Here is a 19,321-nt window from a genome sequence, read left to right as displayed (position 1 = left end):
GTGTCCGTACGTGAACTCGTCGTGCTCGGGACCGCCAGCCAGGTCCCGACCCGGCACCGCAACCACAACGGCTATCTGCTGCGCTGGGACGGACAGGGCATCCTCTTCGACCCGGGCGAGGGCACGCAGCGCCAGATGCTGCGCGCCGGTGTGGCCGCCCACGACATCGACCGGATCTGCGTCACGCACTTCCACGGCGACCACTCCCTGGGCCTGGCGGGTGTGATCCAGCGGATCAACCTCGACCAGGTCCCGCACCCGGTCACCGCGCACTACCCGGCGAGCGGACAGCGCTTCTTCGAGCGGCTGCGGTACGCGACGGCCTACCGCGAGACGGTGAAGCTGACGGAGGCCCCGGTGGCCGCCGACGGCGTCCTCGCCGCCACCGAGTCGTACACCCTCGACTCGTACAAGCTCTCGCACCCGGTGGAGTCGTACGGCTACCGGCTCACCGAGCCCGACGGGCGCCGCATCCTGCCCGAACGGCTCGCCGCCCACGGCATCAAGGGCCCGGACGTCGGCCTGATCCAGCGCGAGGGCGTCCTGAACGGCGTGACGCTGGAGGAGGTCAGCGAGGTCCGGCGCGGGCAGCGGTTCGCGTTCGTCATGGACACCCGGCTCTGCGACGGTGTGCACGCGCTCGCCGAGGGCGCCGACATGCTCGTCATCGAGTCGACCTTCCTCGACGAGGACGTCCGGCTCGCCGCCGACCACGGCCATCTGACGGCCGGACAGGCCGCGGCCATCGCCCGCGACGCGGGGGTGCGGCACCTGGTCCTGACCCACTTCTCGCAGCGGTACGGCGATCCCGCGGAGTTCGAACGACAGGCGCGGGCGGCCGGGTTCGACGGCGAGCTGAGCATTGCCCAGGACCTCATGCGGGTCCCCCTACCGAAAAGATAGATCCATGCCCCTCCCCAAGGCCGAACTCCACCTCCACATCGAAGGCACCCTCGAACCCGAGCTGGCGTTCGCGCTGGCCGCGCGCAACGGCGTGACCCTGCCGTACGCGGACACCGAGGAGCTGCGCAAGGCGTACCTCTTCAGCGATCTGCAGTCCTTCCTGGACCTGTACTACGGGCTGATGGCCGTCCTGCACACCGCCGACGACTTCACCGAGCTCGCCGACGCGTACCTGGCGCGGGCGGCGGCGCAGGGCGTGCGGCACGCGGAGATCTTCTTCGACCCGCAGGCCCACACGGCCCGCGGGATCCCCATCGGGACGGTGATCGAGGGGCTGGCCCGCGCCCTCGACCGGGCCGAGGAGCGGTACGGCGTCTCGACGCGGCTGATCATGTGCTTCCTGCGTGACGAGTCCGCCGAGTCGGCGATGGCGACGCTGGAGGCCGCGAAGCCGTATCTGCACCGCATCACCGGTGTCGGTCTGGACTCGGCGGAGGTCGGCCACCCGCCGTCGAAGTTCCGCGAGGTGTACGCGGCGGCGGAGGCGCTCGGTCTGCGCAAGGTCGCCCACGCGGGCGAGGAGGGCCCGCCGGCGTACATCCGTGAGGCCCTGGACGTCCTCGGTGTGGAGCGGGTCGACCACGGGCTGCGCTGCATGGAGGACCCCGAGCTGGTGTCACGCCTCGTGCGTGAGCGGGTGCCGCTCACGCTCTGCCCGCTGTCGAACGTACGGCTGCGGGCGATCGACGTCCTGGAGGACCACCCGCTGGCGTCGATGCTGGCCGCCGGGCTCATGGCGACGGTCAACTCCGACGACCCGGCGTACTTCGGCGGCTACGTGGGCGACACGTTCAACGCGGTGCGGGGTGCGCTGGGGCTGGACCGGGAGCAGCTCCGCACGCTGGCCCGCAACTCCTTCGAGGCGTCGTTCCTGGACGACGACGAGGACCGCAGGGCGCGGTACCTCGCGGAGGTCGAGGCGTACGACTTCGACGCCGAGTAGGGGACGGGGGCGGGTCCGACCGGGCCTGCTTCAGCCCCGGTCGCTCGGGCGGGCCAGGCGGAAGGCCCGGCGGTCGGCGCGGCGGCGGGACGGGACCGGGATCTCGGTGACCTCCTGCTCGGGCGCGCCCATCTGCGGGACGAGGCCCGTGGCGGCGGTCGTCGTACCCGCGAGCACCGCGGCCGGGGCGCCGCCGCGGCGCCGGACGGAGCCGGGGACCAGCGGGCGGCCCGAGGTGTGCAGGGCGACCGCGGTCATCGGGCCCGCGACCAGCAGGAGCAGGGCGCAGAGCACCACGCCCATGCCCGGGTACCCCGCCTGCTCCGACAGGACGCTGCCCATGACCGGGCCGCAGGCCACGCCCAGGGAGGACGCCGATCCGACGAGGACGGCCCAGCGGCCGCGCGGGTCGAGGGAGGCGGCGAGCCCCAGCAGATAGGACAGGACGACCGGGTAGAAGAGGTTCCAGAGGATCTCGCCGGTCGCGAAGGCCGGCAGGCTCCCCGCGCTCGAACTGACCAGGACGCAGCCGGCGATGATCGCCGTCCCGGCCCCGATCGGGACCGCGCGGCCCAGCCGCGAGCCGAGCGCCCCGGCCGCCGTCACACCCGCGAGTCCGGCCCCCAGCGCCACGGCGAAGACCGCGCCGACGGTGACCTCGCCGAGCCCGGCCTGGGTGACGCCGATCCGCCCGCTCACGCCCCAGAGGGCGTTCTGCGCCATGGACCAGAGCAGGATCGCGGCGGCGAGGACGAGGCCCGAACGACGGTGGGGGAGTGGAGAGCCCCTGCCCGGCGTCTCGACGAGACGGTCGGCGTCCGCCCGCCCCGTCCCGTCCGCCAGGCCGCCCGTCAGCGGCCACACCAGGGCCGCCGCCAGTGCGATCGACGCGAACGGCAGCGCGTGGCCGCCGCCGAGGTGCGGCAGGGTGAGGTAGAGCGCGCCGGCCGTGGCCGAGACCGAGAGCAGGCCGAGCGTCGAGGCGCGGTGCGGGTCCTGCTGCGCCGCGATGCCCGCCGCGGCCACCGCCAGCGTCGTACCCGAGCCGAATCCGCCCAGGACGGCGCCGCCGATCACCAGCGGAACGCTCGCGGTGAGCGCCGCCGCGCCGTAGCCGACGCACATGGCCAGCAGTCCGGCCCGGGCCGCCCGTCGCGGCCCGAACCGTTCCACGCGCGCGGCCAGGGTGAAGCCGGCCGCGGCGGAGGCGAGGAGGAGGACCGATCCCACCAGGCCCGCCTGGGCGGGGGTGAGGCCGAGTCCGGCGGAGAGCCGGCCGACGACGGTCGGAAGCAGGTACGGGGCGAGATAACCGGCCGTGAACAGGGCGACGAGGGGCCCCAGGGCACGCGGGCGCGACAACATGGGCGTTCCAGGGAACGAAAGGAGAGGGGGAGGAGCGCCCGGTGTTGCACGGGATCGCGGGACATATGTATCAAGCAACCAAGGGCTCGGAGAAGCCCGGAGAGGCCGAAATCCACCACTTCTTCCTGTGATCTGGGTCACTATGGGTTTGGGGTCGGTTTCCCCGGGTAGATGCGCGAACTTTCCTGACTGCGCCACCCCCGTCACCGGACCCTCATCAGGCACACTGACCTGATCCGCACCACGTTCGGGGAGGTCGCCGTGACCGCAGCAAGGGGAGACCAGCAACGCGACGCCGGGGTCGACCCGTTGGTGTGCCTGCGCGAGCCCACCGACCCCCAGTGCGACGTCTTCCTCACCGGCACGGTCTTCCTCGACATCATCTTCACCGGCCTCGACAGCGCCCCCGTGCGCGGCACCGAGTCGTGGGCCCGCGGCATGGGCTCCAGCCCCGGCGGCGTCGCCAACATGGCCACCGCCCTCGCCCGCCTCGGCCTGCGCACCTCGCTCGCCGCCGCCTTCGGCGACGACCACTACGGCGAGTACTGCTGGGACGCCCTGGAGCAGGGCGAGGGCATCGATCTCTCGCTCTCCCGGACCGTGCCTGGCTGGCACTCCCCGGTCACCGTCTCCATGGCGTACGAGGGCGAGCGCACGATGGTCTCCCACGGCCACGAGGCCCCGCCCCTGGACGGCGCGCTGCCCGCCTACCCGCCGCACGCCCGCGCCGCGGTCGCCTCGCTCGTGCCGGGGCGCGCCGAGGAGTGGGTCGCGCAGGCCGCGCGCGGCGGTGCGAAGGTCTTCGCCGACGTCGGCTGGGACGACACCGGCCGCTGGGACCTGAACGGCCTGAGCGACCTGGAGCACTGCGAGGCGTTCCTGCCCAACGCGCAGGAGGCGATGCGGTACACCCGCACCGACTGCCCCCGGGCCGCCGCCCGCGCGCTCGCGGACAAGGTCCGTTACGCGGTGGTCACCCTGGGTGCGGAGGGTGCCTACGCGGTCGACGGGGCCACCGGCGAGACCGCCGAGGTGCCGGCCATCGAGGTCTCCGCCCTCGACCCGACCGGCGCCGGTGACGTCTTCGTGGCCGGGTTCGTCACCGGGACGCTCGCGGGCTGGCCGCTCGCCGACCGGCTGGCCTTCGCCGGGCTCATCGCGGCGCTGTCGGTGCAGGAGTTCGGCGGCTCGCTCTCCGCGCCCGGCTGGGGCGAGGTCGCCGCCTGGTGGGAGCACGTCCAGGAACACGTCTGCCAGGACCCGGAGGCCCTGCGCGGGCGCTACGCCTTCCTGGAACCCCTGCTCCCCGCGGGCTCCCGTCCCTGGCCGCTGCGCCGTGCGGTCCCGACCATCGGGTTCCGGGCAGCGCAGTCGTAAAAGCCTTCGGCCTTGTCAGTGACAAGTCGTAGGCTTGTAGCCCAGAGGTTGTCGAGCAGCGAGAACCCTGCAACGGGAGGTATGTGCAGGCCACAGTGCCGGCCCATGACTCAGACACCCACAGCCCCCAATGGTGCGCCGGGCGAGACCCGCGCCCACTTCACCGTCCCCGCCAAGCATCCGATGGTGACCGTTCTCGGCTCCGGTGACGCCCTCCTGCGCGTGATCGAGAAGGCGTTCCCGAAGGCCGACATCCATGTCCGGGGCAACCAGGTCAGCGCGGTGGGCGAGGCGGCGGAAGTCGCTCTGATCCAGCGCCTGTTCGACGAGATGATGCTGGTGCTCCGCACCGGACAGCCGATGACGGAGGACGCAGTGGAACGCTCGATCGCCATGCTCAGGGCGAGCGAGAACGGCAAGGCGGAGGCAGGCCAGGAGACCCCGGCCGAGGTGCTCACGCAGAACATCCTCTCCAGCCGCGGCCGCACCATCCGCCCCAAGACCCTCAACCAGAAGCGGTACGTCGACGCGATCGACAAGCACACGATCGTCTTCGGCATCGGCCCCGCGGGCACCGGCAAGACGTATCTGGCCATGGCCAAGGCGGTCCAGGCCCTGCAGTCCAAGCAGGTCACCAGGATCATCCTCACCCGGCCGGCCGTCGAGGCGGGCGAGCGGCTCGGCTTCCTGCCCGGCACGCTCTACGAGAAGATCGACCCGTATCTGCGGCCGCTGTACGACGCGCTGCACGACATGCTCGATCCCGACTCGATCCCGAAGCTGATGGCCTCGGGCACGATCGAGGTCGCGCCGCTGGCCTACATGCGAGGACGGACGCTCAACGACGCGTTCATCATCCTCGACGAGGCGCAGAACACGAACCCCGAGCAGATGAAGATGTTCCTCACCCGCCTGGGCTTCGAATCGAAGATCGTCATCACCGGTGACATCACCCAGGTCGACCTCCCCGGCGGTACGAAGAGCGGTCTGCGTCAGGTCCGGGACATCCTCGACGGAGTCCAGGACGTCCACTTCTCGATGCTCACGTCGCAGGATGTCGTCCGGCACAAGCTCGTCGGCCGTATCGTCGACGCGTACGAGCAGTACGACAGCCGCAACGGGAAGTAGCGCAGAAGCACCATGTCGATCGACGTCAACAACGAGTCCGGAACCGAGGTCGACGAGCAGGCGATCCTCGACATCGCCCGCTACGCCCTCGCGCGGATGCGCATCCACCCGCTCTCCGAGCTCTCGGTGATCGTCGTGGACGCGGAGGCGATGGAGCAGCTCCACATCCAGTGGATGGACCTGCCGGGCCCGACGGACGTCATGTCCTTCCCGATGGACGAGCTGCGCCCGCCGACGAAGGACGACGAGGAGCCCCCGCAGGGGCTCCTCGGCGACATCGTGCTCTGCCCCGAGGTCGCCACCCAGCAGGGCAAGGACGCGCCGACGCAGCACTCCATGGACGAGGAGCTCCAGCTCCTCACCGTCCACGGAGTGCTGCACCTGCTCGGCTACGACCACGAGGAGCCCGACGAGAAGGCCGAGATGTTCGGCCTGCAGGCGGCCATCGTCGACGGCTGGCGTGCCGAGAAGGGCCTCACCGGCCCGTCCCCCGCGCCGACCGTCTCCTGAGCCCCCGATGAACGCTTCGCTGATTCTCGGCGCGGTCGGCCTGGTGATCGTCGCCTGGCTGGCCGCGTGTGCCGAGGCCGGTATCGCACGCGTCTCCAGCTTCCGCGCCGACGAGGCCGTACGGTCGGGGCGGCGCGGCGCCGAGAAGCTCGCGCAGGTCGCCTCCGACCCCACCCGCTACCTCAACGTGGCGCTGCTCGTGCGCGTCTCCTGCGAGATGGCGGCCGGGGTCCTCGTCACGTACGCCTGTCTGGAGGAGTTCTCCGAGACCTGGGAGGCACTGCTCGTCGCCATCGCGGTGATGGTGCTGGTGTCGTACGTGGCCGTCGGCGTCTCGCCGCGCACCATCGGCCGGCAGCACCCGCTGAACACGGCGACCGCCTCCGCGTACGTCCTGCTGCCGCTGGCCCGGATCATGGGCCCGATCCCCCAGCTGCTCATCCTCATCGGCAACGCGCTCACCCCCGGCAAGGGCTTCCGCAAGGGCCCCTTCGCCTCGGAGGCCGAGCTGCGGGCGATGGTCGACCTCGCCGAGCAGGAGTCGTTGATCGAGGACGAGGAGCGCCGGATGGTGCACTCCGTCTTCGAGCTCGGCGACACGCTCGTACGGGAGGTCATGGTGCCCCGCACCGACCTGATCTGCATCGAGCGGTTCAAGACCGTCCGTCAGGCGCTCACGCTCGCGCTGCGTTCCGGCTTCTCGCGGATCCCCGTCACGGGTGAGAACGAGGACGACATCGTCGGCATCGTGTATCTGAAGGACCTGGTCCGCAAGACGCACATCAACCGCGACGCCGAGGCCGACCTCGTCTCCACGGCGATGCGCGCCGCCGCCTTCGTGCCGGACACCAAGAACGCCGGCGACCTGCTGCGCGAGATGCAGCAGGAGCGCAACCACGTCGCCGTCGTCATCGACGAGTACGGCGGCACGGCCGGGATCGTCACGATCGAGGACATCCTGGAGGAGATCGTCGGCGAGATCACCGACGAGTACGACCGCGAGCTCCCGCCGGTCCAGGAGCTGGGCGACGACCGCTTCCGCGTCACCGCCCGCCTCGACATCGGGGACCTCGGCGAGCTGTACGGCTTCGGCCCGGACGAGTACGACGACGAGGACGTGGAGACCGTCGGCGGACTGCTGGCCAAGGCGCTGGGCCGGGTGCCGATCGCGGGTGCGAAGGCGAAGGTGGAGCTGCCGGACGGCCGCACCCTGCGGCTGACGGCCGAATCCCCGGCAGGCCGGCGGAACAAGATCGTCACCGTCCTCGTGGAACCGGAGGAGAAGCCGGAATGACCCCCGACCAGCTGCGTGCCTTCTGCCTGGACTTCAACGACGCGACGGAGGAGTTCCCCTTCGGGCCGGACACCTCCGTCTTCAAGGTCGCCGGGAAGATGTTCGCGCTGGCCTCGCTCGACGGCCGGCCGCTGAGCGTCAACCTCAAGTGCGAGCCGGAGGAAGCCGTACGGCTCCGCGAGGAGTATCCGGCCGTCGCCCCCGGCTATCACATGAACAAGCGCCACTGGAACACCGTGACGGTCGGCGGGCTCCCGGACCGGATGGTCCGGGAGCTCATCGAGGACTCCTACGATCTGGTGGTCGCGGGCATGCCGAAGGCGGTACGACTCCGCCTCGACCGGCCGTAGACGCCCCCTGGTTCAGGACCGCCGCCGCAGTCCCAGGCCGATCAGCGCCGCCGTCACGAGCACGATCGCCGCGTCCAGGGCGAGGACCGTGCGGACCCCTCCGTACAGGTCCTCGCCCGTCGTGGCGAGCACCCCGAGCAGCGGGATCCCGACGGTGAGACCGACCTGCTGGGTGGTGGTGACCAGGCCGGTCGCCAGGCCCTGCTCCTCGTCCGGGACGCCGGACGTGACGGTCACCCCGTACGAGATGATCGCGCCGAGGTGGCACATGGACGCCAGCGAGACGCCGACCCCCGCGAGGATCGCGCCCGACTCCGTGCCGATGGCGAGCAGCGTCGCCACGAACAGTCCCTGCCCCGCGAGCGAGAGGACCAGGACGCGTCGCGCGCCGAACCGGCCGATCGCCTTCGGGGCGATCGTCCCGGCGAACACGGACACCACGCCCTGCACACCGAAGACGAGGCCGGTGGCGAAGGCCGAGAGCCCCAGCGTCTCCTGCAGGTACAGGGTCAGCACGAAGATGACGGTGGACATCATCGAGAAGGTGATCAGACCGCCCAGGTTTCCGAACGCGATCGTCCGGCGGCGCAGCATCGGCAGCGAGACCAGCGGGGCCGCATGCCTCGACTCGACGACCACGAACACGCCGAGCAGCAGCACCCCGGCCACCAGCGTCACCAGGACGTCCGCGCCGCCGAAGCCGCGTTCGGCCGCCGTCGACAGGGCGTAGATCAGGGAGAGCAGACCACCCGTCACGGTCACCGCGCCCGGCACGTCGAGCCGGGGCCGGTCGGTAGTGCGCGACTCGGGCAGCAGGCCCGGTGCCAGCGGCAGCACGATCAGCGTGAACAGGGCGAGCAGGCCCATCGTCGAGCGCCAGCCGAGGGTGTCGGTCATGACACCGCCGAGGACCATGCCGATCGTGAAGCCGAGCGAGAGCAGGGTGCCCGAGATACCGAGCGCCCGGTCGCGCTGCGGGCCTTCCGGGAACGTGGTGGTCAGCAGGGACATGCCGGTCGGCACGATCGCCGCCGCGCCCAGGCCCTGCAGGGCGCGTCCGGCGAGGAACGAGGCGGGGTCCCAGGCGAAGGTGGCGAGCAGCGAGGCCGCGCCGAAGAGCGCGAGTCCCGCGAGGAACAGCTTCTTGCGCCCGTACAGGTCGCCGATGCGGCCGAACAGGAGCAGGAACCCGCCGGACGGCAGGGCGAACGCGGTCACCGCCCACTGCAGCGCGGACGCGTCGAGACCGAGATCGGCACCGAGCACGGGCAGCGCCACGTTCAGTACGGAGAAGTCCAGCGCCACCATGAACTGGGCGGCGCACAGCACGAAGAGGATGAGCCGGGAGCGGCCGGTCAGGGCCGGCTGGGTCGGGTTCGGGGGAGCGAGGGTCGTTGCCATGGCAACCACCCTCGGCGCGCGGGAACAACCGTGGGGAGCGGGAACTTATCCTGTTGGTCGCACCACCACGCATCCCGGGGGAGAAGCACACGTGGCCACAGCGGTCGAGAGCGCCGACGCCAAGGGACACCGACTGGCCGAACTGCGCGAGTTCCTGATGAGCCGTCGGGCCCGGGTCACCCCGGCCGAGGCCGGTCTGCCGGACGGCGGAGCCCGCCGCCGGACGCCCGGCCTGCGCCGCGAGGAGGTCGCCGTCCTCGCGGGCGTCGGGGTCTCCTGGTACCAGTGGCTGGAGCAGGGCCGGGACATCACGGTCTCGCCGCAGGTACTCGACTCGGTGGCGCGGGTACTGCGGCTCAGCGGGGCGGAGCGGCGCCACCTGTACGTCCTCGCCGGACTCAACCCGCCCGCGCCGGAGGTCGATCCGGAGGCGCGGGACATGTGCGCGGGGCTGCGCCGGCTGATCGACGCGTGGATGCCGTTCCCGGCGCACATCATGGACGCCTACTGGAACACGATCATGTACAACGACTCGGCGGCCGTCGTCCTCGGGATGCGTCCCGAGATCTCGCAGAACTGCCTGGTCTCGTTCTTCACCGACCCGATCTACCGCTCCCGGTCGACCGACTGGCAGCGGCTCGCCCCGCAGGTCGTCGCCCAGTTCAGGGCGGCCTGCTCGGAGTGCCCCGACGACGAGGGCTTCCGCACGGTGGTGGAGGAGGCGAAGGCGGTGAGCGAGGAGTTCGCCGAGCTGTGGGAGCGACGGGACATCTCCCCGGGCGGCCAGATCCGCAAGGAGATCGAGCACCCCCTCGTCGGCGTCCTGCACGTGGAGTCCACGCAGCTGCGGGTGCCGGCGCGCCCCGACCTGACGATCATCATGCACACCCCGCTGCCGCAGGGCGACACGGCCGCGAAGCTGGAATGGCTGGTCTCCCCGGAGGGTCGGCGCGGGGCGATGTACCCGATCGCGGGCTGAGCCGGGTCCTGGCGTACGGCCCTGTCAGCGGGTCCGTATATTCTCCTGGCGATCCGGCCGTCCCTCACCGTGCGCCGGGCTTGTCCCATCACCCTCTTACCCGCAAAGGGCTCATTCACCATGCGCACTCGCATCCGCCACGGACTGGCCGCCGCTCTCGCGGTCTCCGCGCTCTCCCTCACCGCCGCCTGCGGTGGCGGTGACGCCAAGGACGGCGCGAAGAAGGACACCGACAAACCGGCCGCCACCACGTCCGCGGCGCCCACCTCCGAGGCGCCGGCCACGCCGCTGACGGCCGCCCAGATGAAGGCCGCGGTTCTCGAGGTGAAGGACCTGCCGGCGGGTTGGAAGAGCGGCTCGGCCGACACCGACCAGATCCAGCCGAAGGCGGACAAGACGGAGTGCCAGCCTCTCGCCGGCCTGATGGCCGACACCATCGCAGGGGCGACGATGGGCCCGTCCGGTAGCTTCGAGCGGACCAGCGACACGACCGGCCTCGACAGCCAGGTCTTCACCTTCCCGGCCACCGGCGCCACGGACTTCGTCAAGGCGCTCGGCACCTCGCTGGATACCTGCAAGGGGTTCGCCGCCGACCTCCAGGGTATGAAGATGACCGTCACCGCCGAGAAGCTCAACGGTCCGAAGGCCGGCGAGGAGTCGCATGCCTTCCGGCTGAAGATGAAGATCGCCGACCTCGCCATGAACGTCGAGTCGAACATGCTCGTCGTGCGGCAGGGCACCGGCGTCGTCCGGATCTCCCACGTGCCGCCGAACGCCTCCGGCCACAAGGACTTCGACGCCCTCGCGAAGCTCGCCACCGACAAGTTCGTCAAGGGCGCGCAGAGCTGAGTCGATGCCCCGACCTATGCTCGGGGCATGACACTCAACCCCGACCACGGCGATCTCGGCGCCGAGGACCTCAAGATCATCACGCTGGCGCGCAGCGCCCGCGCCCGCAACGGTGTGCCCGAGGGCGCGGCGGTACGGGACGAGACCGGCCGCACGTACGTGGCAGGGACCGTGGCTCTGGAGTCGCTCAAGCTGAGCGCGCTCCGGACCGCGGTCGCGATGGCCGTGGCCAGCGGTGCCCAGTCCCTGGAGGCCGCGGCCGTCGTCTCGACCGCCGACGCCGCCTCCGACGAGGACCGTGCGGCGGTGCGTGACCTCGGTGGGCCCGAGACCCCGGTGCTGCTCGCCGGCCCCGACGGGCAGCTGCGCGCCGCGGTCACCGCGGGCTGAGGTCCGACGGGAGACTCGGAGGGGGCCCGGCGACATGCCGGGCCCCCTTCGCGCGTCTGTGAACAATCAACGAAGCCCCTCTTGTCTTCCCCGGTCCGTTGCGCGTCAATGACAGCGGTCCGTCCGACGGACCGTCAGATCGACGCCTTCACGCAGCGTCCGCACCCCTGCGTGCTTCATCGGGAAGGGGTACGACCTCATGAGAGGCAGCAACTTAGGAATCGGTGCGGTCCTCGCGGGCGCGCTCGCCGTGACCGGACTCGCCTTCGCCCCGGCGGCGGCCGCCGTCACTCCGGGGACCGCCACGGCCACGTACGACTGCGGGATCTGGGGCGGCGGTCTCGCCACCCTCCAGGCCACGCAGAGCGGCACGGCCGCGACGATCACCCTCACCTCGGCCGTCAAGACGCCGGTCTCGGTCGGCGCCGACACCATCAACGCCCGGCTGACGATGGCCAAGGGCGGTGGCGGCACCCGTGTCTTCAGCGGCCAGAAGAACCCGGCGCTCGCCGCGAACCAGTCCGTCACCATCGGTCCGCTCAATGGGACCGTGGCCGTCGGCGACAGTCTCGACTCGTACTTCGCGGGCACCGCGCTCACCATGACGATCTTCGGGGTGACCGTGAACTGCGATGCGGTCACCTCGCAGTCGCCCGGGCCGTTCGTCTTCTGACGGGCCCTGCCGCACCATTCACCGGCGTCGCCTGAGGCGGCGCCGGTACCTGTGTTGCGCACGCGCCTGACCAGGCAAAACGTCGATCTTGACATTATCTGATGGGCCATCAGTCGGTGCATTTCGATTCCATTGACTTCTCCTCGCGCGCGGCCGTCAATGGCGCCCTCTCATCCCTCAGGAGGGGGCACACATGGCATTGAGAACCCCGACCCGAAGACGGCGCTGGACCGCCGCGCTCGGCGTCGCCGCGCTCGCGGTCGCGAGCGGCGCGCTGGCCGCTCCGGCCGGCGCCCTGGCGACCGCGTCCCAGGCGGTGGACTTCCCCACGCACTGCGTCCCGCCGCCGATCGCCGGCATCCCGCCCATCGACGGCACCACGACCGCCGAGATCACCGTGGACAAGCCCACGCCCAAGGTCGGCGACACGGTCACGGTCACCTACAAGGTCACCAAGCCCGCCGCGTCCAACCCGGTCGACCTGGCCCTCCCGGCCGACATCATGACCCCGAGCGGCAAGGTCGTCCTCGGTGGCGCCCAGTCCGGCGCGATCACCGTCACCGGGCCCAAGAAGAACGACCCGGTCCCCGGCAAGGGCGCGTTCCCGCCGTTCTCGATGACCGGCACGTTCACGGTCACCGCGCCCGGCTCGATCACCCTCTCGCCCGGCGACTACAACATCCACACCAGCTACATCATGGAGCTGGACACCCCCTGTACGGTCACCAACCCGCCCGCCCCCGTCTCCGAGACGATCACGGCGAGCGCGCAGCCGGGTGCCAACGAGCGCAACATCTCGCTCGGCACGCCCTCCGGCGCACCGGGCGTCCGGGTCACCGTGACCGGCGCCAAGTTCACCCCGCTCGCCGAGGTCACCGTCGTCGGCCGCTCCGGCGCGGCGGAGACCGCCGACCGGATGACCGTCACGACCGACAGCCAGGGCGGCTTCACCGCCCGTCTGATGGTCAACGACAAGGCGACCACCGGAGTCGTGGCGTACGAGGGGACGGCCTGGGACCCGGAGAAGGGCGCCGGACCGGCCGCGTACACCGTCATCGACGACACCCCGCAGCCGCCGAACAGCCAGAAGCTCACGGCGGCCGTCACGGCGGGCGAACTGTCGATGACCCAGGCCGGCGACACGGTCCAGCTGTCGTCCGTCGACTTCGGTCAGGGCGGCGCGGCGACCGGCGATCTGAAGACGGTGACGGTCAAGGACTTCCGCGGCGGCCCCGCGGGCTGGTCCCTGACCGGCAAGGTCACCGACTTCACCGGCCCCGGCGGCTCCATCGGCGCCGGAAAGCTCAGCTGGACCCCTGCCTGCACCACCAAGGCCGGCAGCCCCAGCACCTGCGTCCCCGGCTCGGCGGGCACGGTCGGCAGCGGCGGGGCGACCCTCGCCTCGACCCCGAATGGCACGGTCACCGGCGGTGAGTTCACCGTCGACGCCAAGGTCTCCCTCGACGTCCCGGCGTTCACCGCGCCCGGCTCGTACGCGGGCGTCCTGACGCTCACGCTCAGCTGATCCACAGCGAAACAGCGGGCCGGGCGCGCACCCGGTCGGCCCGCTCCGACCCCGGGGGGTTCCGCACCGTGCGCACCAAGCTGTACGTCCTCCTCGTCGCGGCAGCGCTCGTGCTGCTCGGCGCGCCCGCCGCCCAAGCCGCCGAGAACGGCGAGTGGGCGGTCTACCCGGCCGCCTCCCGACTCGGGAGCCGGCCGTACTTCTATCTCGCGGCCGACCCCGGGACGACCCTGACCGACCGTGTCACCGTCACCAACAAGACGGGTGCGCCGCTCACCTTCCGCATCTACGGGGCCGACGCCTACAACACCGAGCGAGACGGCGGCTTCGCCGTCCGCACCAGCCAGGAGAAGCAGACCGGCGCCGGCGCCTGGATCACGCCCGAACGGACCCGCGTCACGGTCCCGCCCCGCTCCTCCGTCACCGTGCCCTACACCCTCGCCGTCCCCGAGGACGCCGAGCCCGGCGACCACCCCGGCGCCGTCGTCGCCCTCGACGAGCGCGTGGAGGCCGGCGGCAAGGGCTCCGTCGCGGTCGGCGTGCAGCGCGCCGTCGGAGCCAGGGTCTACCTCCGGGTCAACGGCCCCACCGTCCCGGCCCTCGCCGTCGAGGACGTCACCCTCGACCAGGACCGGCCGCTCGTCCCCGGCGCGGGCACGAGCACCGCCCTCATCTCGTACACCCTGCACAACCGCGGCAACGTGACCCTCAACCCCAAGGTCGCCCTGCGCGCCGAGGGGGTCTTCGGCCGCACCCTGCTCGCCCGGGATCTGGCGAAGATCCCCTCGGAGCTGCTGCCCCGGCAGAAGATCCGGCTCACCGAGCGCTGGACGGGATCACCGCAGTTCGACTGGGGCGAGGTGACCCTGACGGCCACCGCGAAGGACGTCCGGGAGTCCGGGCGCGCCTCCTTCCTCGCCCTGCCCTGGCTCGCCGCCGCGGCCGTGATCGCCGGGGGAGTCGCGGCGCTGATCGGGCTGCGGGTCCGGCGTCGCAGGGTCCCTGACGGGCACTGAGTACGTGACGACGTCCCGCATCGGGGAGAATGGCCCCCATGAGCGCTCGTAACCAAGAATCCGAAGCCGTCCACCGGGCCGGCTTCGCCTGCTTCGTCGGCCGCCCCAACGCGGGCAAGTCCACTCTCACGAACGCTCTGGTCGGCCAGAAGGTGGCGATCACCTCCAACCGGCCGCAGACCACCCGGCACACCGTCCGCGGCATCGTGCACCGCCCGGACGCGCAGCTGATCCTGGTGGACACCCCAGGGCTCCACAAGCCGCGCACCCTCCTGGGCGAGCGGCTCAACGACATCGTGCGGACGACGTGGGCCGAGGTCGACGTGATCGGCTTCTGCCTGCCCGCCGACCAGAAGCTCGGCCCCGGCGACCGCTTCATCGCCAAGGAGCTCGCCGGGATCAAGAAGACCCCGAAGGTCGCGATCATCACCAAGACCGACCTGGTCGACTCCAAGACGCTCGCCGAGCAGCTCATCGCCGTCGACCAGCTCGGCAAGGAGCTGGGCTTCGAGTGGCAGCAGATCGTCCCCGTATCGGCGGTCGGCGACAAGCAGGTCCAGCTCGTCGCGGACCTGCTGATCCCGCTCCTGCCGGAGTCCCCGCCGCTCTACCCGGAGGGCGACCTCACGGACGAGCCGGAGCAGGTGATGGTCGCGGAGCTGATCCGCGAGGCCGCGCTGGAAGGCGTACGGGACGAGCTGCCGCACTCGATCGCCGTCGTGGTCGAGGAGATGATCCCGCGCGAGGACCGCCCGGCGGACAAGCCGCTGCTCGACATCCACGCGAACGTCTACATCGAGCGCCCCAGCCAGAAGGGGATCATCATCGGCCCGAAGGGCAGCCGCCTGAAGGAGGTCGGGATGAAGTCCCGCAAGCACATCGAGGCGCTGCTGGGGACCCCGGTCTTCCTGGACCTCCACGTCAAGGTCGCGAAGGACTGGCAGCGGGACCCCAAGCAGCTGCGGAAGCTGGGCTTCTAGCGACAGCGACACCGGCCCGGCCGCATCCGGACGAACCGCCCTACGCCCCTTCCCTCAGGACCCTCGCGATCAGCGCGCGCTGCGCGTCCGTCAGGCGCGGGTCGCCGCAGCGGATCGTCTCGCCGTCGACCGTGATCTCGTACGAGAAGCCGTCGGGCACACCCCGGACGTCGCCGTCGCCCTCCCGGAGGACGGCGACGGCCAGGGTGTGCCAGTCCCCGGCGTCCGCCCGGCCGGAGGTGTCCACCTCGGCCGACCGCTCGATGCCCGCGAAGCCGCCGGTGCGCCGCACTCGAATACGCATGCCGCAGGTCTATCAGTCCGTCGGTACGCCGACGGCTCCCCAGGCCTTCAGCACGGCCTGGATCTCCTCCCCGTCCCCGTACCGGGCATTCGCCGCCGCGACCGTGGCCGCCGCGAACTCGGAGAACCGGGTCTCGGGCGTGAGCACCCCGCCCGTCATCACGTCGTACCAGATCTGGCCTGCCCGCTCCCACGCCTTGCCGCCCAGCTCGGTCGCCGCCAGGTAGAACGCGTGGTTCGGGATGCCCGAGTTGATGTGCACCCCGCCGTTGTCCCGGCTCGTGCGGACGTAGTCGTCCATGTGGCCCGGCTGCGGGTCCTTGCCGAGGACGTCGTCGTCGTACGCCGTGCCCGGAGCCTTCATCGAGCGCAGCGCCGTCCCCTCCACGTTCGGGTGGAAGAGGCCCTCGCCGATCAGCCAGTCGGCTTCCTGCGCGCTCTGGCCCAGGGTGTACTGCTTCACCAGGGAGCCGAAGACGTCCGAGACGGACTCGTTGAGCGCGCCCGACTGACTGAAGTACTCCAGGTTCGCCGTGTACTGCGTGAAGCCGTGGGCCAGCTCGTGGCCGATCACGTCCACGGGGAGGGTGAAGTCGAGGAAGATCTCGTCGTCGCCGTCGCCGAACACCATCTGCTCGCCGTTCCAGAACGCGTTGCCGTAGTTCCGGTCGTAGTGGACCGTCGCCAGGAGCGGCAGCCCCGCGCCGTCGATCGAGTCCCGCTCGAAGGCCTTGAGGAAGAGGTCGAAGGTGGCGCCGAGGCCGGCGTACGCGCGGTTGACCGTGGCGTCCCCGGTGGCCTCCTGGCCCTCGCCGCGGACCTCGGTACCCGGCAGCTCCGTGCCGCCCTGGGCGTCGTACACCGTGCGCCGTGGGCGGGCCGGCTCCGTGGGCGCCACGGCCGAGGCCGCGCCGGGCAGCGAGAGGACACGGCTGGTCCGGTTCATGGCGTCGGCGACCAGCGTGCGCCGGGCGACCGCAGCGACGGCCGGGTCGGCGGAGGCGGCGAGGTGCTCCAGAAGGTGGGGCGGCACGATCGTGCAGAAGACCGGGTGGGTGGGTACGTACGCGTGGGAGGTCATGCCAGCAATGTGGCACTGGGTCACGTCACTGTCACTAGAGGCGACCATGATCCGCGAAATGGAGTGATTCGTCACCCTTTCCTATTGACGCACCGGTCGTCCCGCATACTGAAACGGACGTCCGCTCCCAGGCGGACCTGAGCTAGGCTGCGGCACATCATGCGTTTCGGGCTGCTTCTCCTTAGCTGCCGCGGCGAGGGCCTGTAGTCGTAGGCCGACCCCCTCCCCGCGGGATCTGGTGTTGCGTTCGACCAGTCGGCCTCCCCCAAGCTCTCGACTCCGTTCGAGCAGGGGGACCCCCACTCCCGCTGGACCCGAGGAGCCCTACGCAATGTCTCAGCCCGTTGGCCGTCCGACGCCCATCACCAACGCCACCCAGATGCAGAAGCCGTCCGGGATGCCGATCCACAAGTACGGCCGGTACGAGGCCGTACAGATCCCCGATCGCACCTGGCCCGAGCAACGCATCACCAAGGCTCCCCGCTGGCTGTCGACCGATCTGCGCGACGGCAACCAGGCGCTGATCGACCCCATGAGCCCCGCCCGCAAGCGCGAGATGTTCGACCTGCTGGTGCGCATGGGCTACAAGGAGATCGAGGTCGGCTTCCCGTCCTCCGGCGAGACCGACTTCAACTTCGTACGCTCCATCATCGAAGAGGGCGCGATCCCGGACGACGTCACCATCTCCGTGCTGACCCAGGCCCGCGAGGACCTGATCGAGCGGACCGTGGAGTCCCTGGTGGGCGCCAAGCGCGCCACCGTCCACCTGTACAACGCCACCGCGCCCACCTTCCGCCGGGTCGTCTTCCGCGGCTCGAAGGAGGACATCAAGCAGATCGCCGTCGACGGCACGCGGCTGGTCATGGAGTACGCGGACAAGCTGCTGGGCGACGAGACCGTCTTCGGCTACCAGTACAGCCCGGAGATCTTCACCGACACCGAGCTGGACTTCGCCCTGGAGGTCTGCGAGGCGGTCTGTGACGTCTGGCAGCCCGAGGAGGGCCGCGAGATCATCCTCAACCTGCCCGCCACCGTGGAGCGTTCGACGCCGTCCACGCACGCGGACCGGTTCGAGTGGATGTCCCGGAACCTGACCCGCCGCGCGTACGTCTGCCTGTCCGTCCACCCGCACAACGACCGCGGTACGGCGGTGGCGGCCGCCGAGCTGGCCATCATGGCCGGCGCCGACCGCATCGAGGGCTGCCTGTTCGGCCAGGGCGAGCGCACCGGCAACGTCGACCTGGTGACGCTGGGCATGAACCTGTTCTCGCAGGGCGTCGACCCGCAGATCGACTTCTCGCAGATCGACGAGATCCGTCGCACCTCCGAGTACTGCAACCAGATGGAGGTCCACCCGCGCCACCCCTACGCGGGCGACCTGGTCTACACCGCCTTCTCCGGCTCCCACCAGGACGCCATCAAGAAGGGCTTCGACGCCATGGAGGCCGACGCGGCCGCCGCCGGCAAGACCGTGGACGACATCGAATGGGCGGTGCCGTACCTGCCCATCGACCCGAAGGACGTCGGCCGCTCCTACGAGGCCGTGATCCGGGTCAACTCGCAGTCCGGCAAGGGCGGTATCGCGTACGTCCTGAAGAACGACCACAAGCTGGACCTGCCGCGCCGGATGCAGATCGAGTTCTCGAAGATCATCCAGCAGAAGACCGACACCGAGGGCGGCGAGGTCACCCCCGCCGCGATCTGGTCCGTCTTCCAGGACGAGTACCTGCCGAACCCGGACAACGCCTGGGGCCGTATCCAGCTGCGTTCCGGCCAGACCACCTCCGACACGGACGGCACGGACACGCTGACCGTCGAGGCGGTCGTGGACGGCGCCGACACCGTCCTGAGCGGCTCCGGCAACGGTCCGATCTCGGCCTTCTTCGCCGCCCTGCAGGCGATCGGGGTGGACGCCCGCCTGCTGGACTACCAGGAGCACACGATGAGCGAGGGCGCCTCCGCGCAGGCCGCCTCGTACATCGAGTGCGCGATCGACGGCAAGGTCCTGTGGGGCATCGGCATCGACGCCAACACCACCCGCGCCTCGCTGAAGGCCGTCATCTCGGCCGTCAACCGCGCGGCGCGCTGACCGGCCGCGTTCGTCCCCGTCACCCTTTCAGGTCGACTTGAGGGGTGGCGTCGCGAGGGGGCTCGCCCCAAAGGGGGGGCCCCCATACGCAACACGTGGCGGGTG

Annotated in this window: 19 protein-coding genes; 15 read left to right on the top strand and 4 right to left on the bottom strand. The window is 71.0% G+C overall.

What is annotated here, in order from left to right:
- The gene (locus ACFQ7Q_RS15750; protein ID WP_383554764.1) at positions 1–903 is read left to right on the top strand and encodes a ribonuclease Z; all 903 of its coding nucleotides are present in this window, start codon (positions 1–3) and stop codon (positions 901–903) included.
- Between the two features lie 4 nt (positions 904–907).
- Entirely contained in the window at positions 908–1,906 is a 999-nt protein-coding gene (locus tag ACFQ7Q_RS15745) for an adenosine deaminase (RefSeq protein ID WP_383554762.1), read from the top strand.
- A 30-nt stretch (positions 1,907–1,936) separates the two neighbouring features.
- Here ACFQ7Q_RS15745 and ACFQ7Q_RS15740 read toward each other — a convergent pair whose 3' ends face one another.
- On the bottom strand, positions 1,937–3,271 hold the full coding sequence (locus ACFQ7Q_RS15740) for an MFS transporter (RefSeq protein WP_383554760.1): 1,335 nt from the start codon (positions 3,269–3,271) through the stop codon (positions 1,937–1,939).
- A 261-nt stretch (positions 3,272–3,532) separates the two neighbouring features.
- Here ACFQ7Q_RS15740 and ACFQ7Q_RS15735 point away from each other — a divergent pair, with 261 nt between their 5' ends.
- The 5 genes from ACFQ7Q_RS15735 (at position 3,533) to ACFQ7Q_RS15715 (ending at position 7,930) form a co-directional block, all read left to right on the top strand.
- Positions 3,533–4,648, top strand: coding sequence for a PfkB family carbohydrate kinase (locus ACFQ7Q_RS15735; RefSeq protein WP_383554758.1), 1,116 nt, complete (start codon positions 3,533–3,535; stop codon positions 4,646–4,648).
- Between the two features lie 105 nt (positions 4,649–4,753).
- Positions 4,754–5,776, top strand: coding sequence for a PhoH family protein (locus ACFQ7Q_RS15730; RefSeq protein WP_376433743.1), 1,023 nt, complete (start codon positions 4,754–4,756; stop codon positions 5,774–5,776).
- 12 nt (positions 5,777–5,788) lie between these two features.
- Positions 5,789–6,286, top strand: coding sequence for an rRNA maturation RNase YbeY (gene ybeY / locus ACFQ7Q_RS15725; RefSeq protein WP_352187910.1), 498 nt, complete (start codon positions 5,789–5,791; stop codon positions 6,284–6,286).
- Positions 6,287–6,293: 7 nt separating this feature from the next.
- On the top strand, positions 6,294–7,580 hold the full coding sequence (locus ACFQ7Q_RS15720) for a hemolysin family protein (protein WP_383554755.1): 1,287 nt from the start codon (positions 6,294–6,296) through the stop codon (positions 7,578–7,580).
- Entirely contained in the window at positions 7,577–7,930 is a 354-nt protein-coding gene (locus ACFQ7Q_RS15715; RefSeq protein WP_383554753.1) for an MmcQ/YjbR family DNA-binding protein, read from the top strand. Before ACFQ7Q_RS15720 ends, ACFQ7Q_RS15715 begins: the two co-directional genes overlap by 4 nt.
- A gap of 12 nt (positions 7,931–7,942) precedes the next feature.
- Here ACFQ7Q_RS15715 and ACFQ7Q_RS15710 read toward each other — a convergent pair whose 3' ends face one another.
- A complete protein-coding gene (locus tag ACFQ7Q_RS15710) occupies positions 7,943–9,331 on the bottom strand; it encodes an MFS transporter (RefSeq protein WP_383554750.1) in 1,389 nt (462 codons plus the stop codon).
- Between the two features lie 91 nt (positions 9,332–9,422).
- Between ACFQ7Q_RS15710 and ACFQ7Q_RS15705 the strand changes: the two genes are divergently transcribed.
- The 7 genes from ACFQ7Q_RS15705 (at position 9,423) to era (ending at position 15,743) form a co-directional block, all read left to right on the top strand.
- Entirely contained in the window at positions 9,423–10,310 is an 888-nt protein-coding gene (locus tag ACFQ7Q_RS15705) for a helix-turn-helix transcriptional regulator (RefSeq protein WP_383554748.1), read from the top strand.
- Between the two features lie 120 nt (positions 10,311–10,430).
- Positions 10,431–11,159 carry a hypothetical protein gene (locus ACFQ7Q_RS15700; RefSeq protein ID WP_383554746.1) on the top strand — a complete coding sequence of 243 codons (729 nt, stop codon included), beginning with the start codon at positions 10,431–10,433 and terminating at the stop codon, positions 11,157–11,159.
- Between the two features lie 27 nt (positions 11,160–11,186).
- Positions 11,187–11,549 (top strand): cytidine deaminase, encoded by a 363-nt coding sequence (locus ACFQ7Q_RS15695; RefSeq protein ID WP_329120733.1) that lies wholly within the window; start codon positions 11,187–11,189, stop codon positions 11,547–11,549.
- Between the two features lie 199 nt (positions 11,550–11,748).
- On the top strand, positions 11,749–12,222 hold the full coding sequence (locus tag ACFQ7Q_RS15690; protein ID WP_383554744.1) for a hypothetical protein: 474 nt from the start codon (positions 11,749–11,751) through the stop codon (positions 12,220–12,222).
- A gap of 193 nt (positions 12,223–12,415) precedes the next feature.
- Positions 12,416–13,747 carry a beta-xylosidase gene (locus tag ACFQ7Q_RS15685; RefSeq protein WP_383554742.1) on the top strand — a complete coding sequence of 444 codons (1,332 nt, stop codon included), beginning with the start codon at positions 12,416–12,418 and terminating at the stop codon, positions 13,745–13,747.
- 68 nt (positions 13,748–13,815) lie between these two features.
- Entirely contained in the window at positions 13,816–14,763 is a 948-nt protein-coding gene (locus ACFQ7Q_RS15680; RefSeq protein WP_383554739.1) for a WxL protein peptidoglycan domain-containing protein, read from the top strand.
- Between the two features lie 29 nt (positions 14,764–14,792).
- Entirely contained in the window at positions 14,793–15,743 is a 951-nt protein-coding gene (gene era / locus ACFQ7Q_RS15675) for a GTPase Era (RefSeq protein WP_383554738.1), read from the top strand.
- 40 nt (positions 15,744–15,783) lie between these two features.
- Here the strand turns inward: era and ACFQ7Q_RS15670 are convergent, their stop codons facing one another.
- Complete coding sequence (locus ACFQ7Q_RS15670) at positions 15,784–16,047, bottom strand: protealysin inhibitor emfourin (protein ID WP_383554735.1); 264 nt, start codon at positions 16,045–16,047, stop codon at positions 15,784–15,786.
- A 12-nt stretch (positions 16,048–16,059) separates the two neighbouring features.
- Positions 16,060–17,127 carry a M4 family metallopeptidase gene (locus ACFQ7Q_RS15665; protein WP_383554732.1) on the bottom strand — a complete coding sequence of 356 codons (1,068 nt, stop codon included), beginning with the start codon at positions 17,125–17,127 and terminating at the stop codon, positions 16,060–16,062.
- 331 nt (positions 17,128–17,458) lie between these two features.
- Here ACFQ7Q_RS15665 and leuA point away from each other — a divergent pair, with 331 nt between their 5' ends.
- Positions 17,459–19,216 carry a 2-isopropylmalate synthase gene (gene leuA, locus ACFQ7Q_RS15660; protein ID WP_383554729.1) on the top strand — a complete coding sequence of 586 codons (1,758 nt, stop codon included), beginning with the start codon at positions 17,459–17,461 and terminating at the stop codon, positions 19,214–19,216.
- Positions 19,217–19,321 lie beyond the last annotated feature (105 nt).

This window comes from Streptomyces sp. NPDC056527, from assembly GCF_042794475.1.
GTDB lineage: Bacteria > Actinomycetota > Actinomycetes > Streptomycetales > Streptomycetaceae > Streptomyces.
The sequence above is the reverse complement of the archived record's forward strand: the minus strand, read 5'-3'. Positions and strand labels throughout refer to the sequence as shown.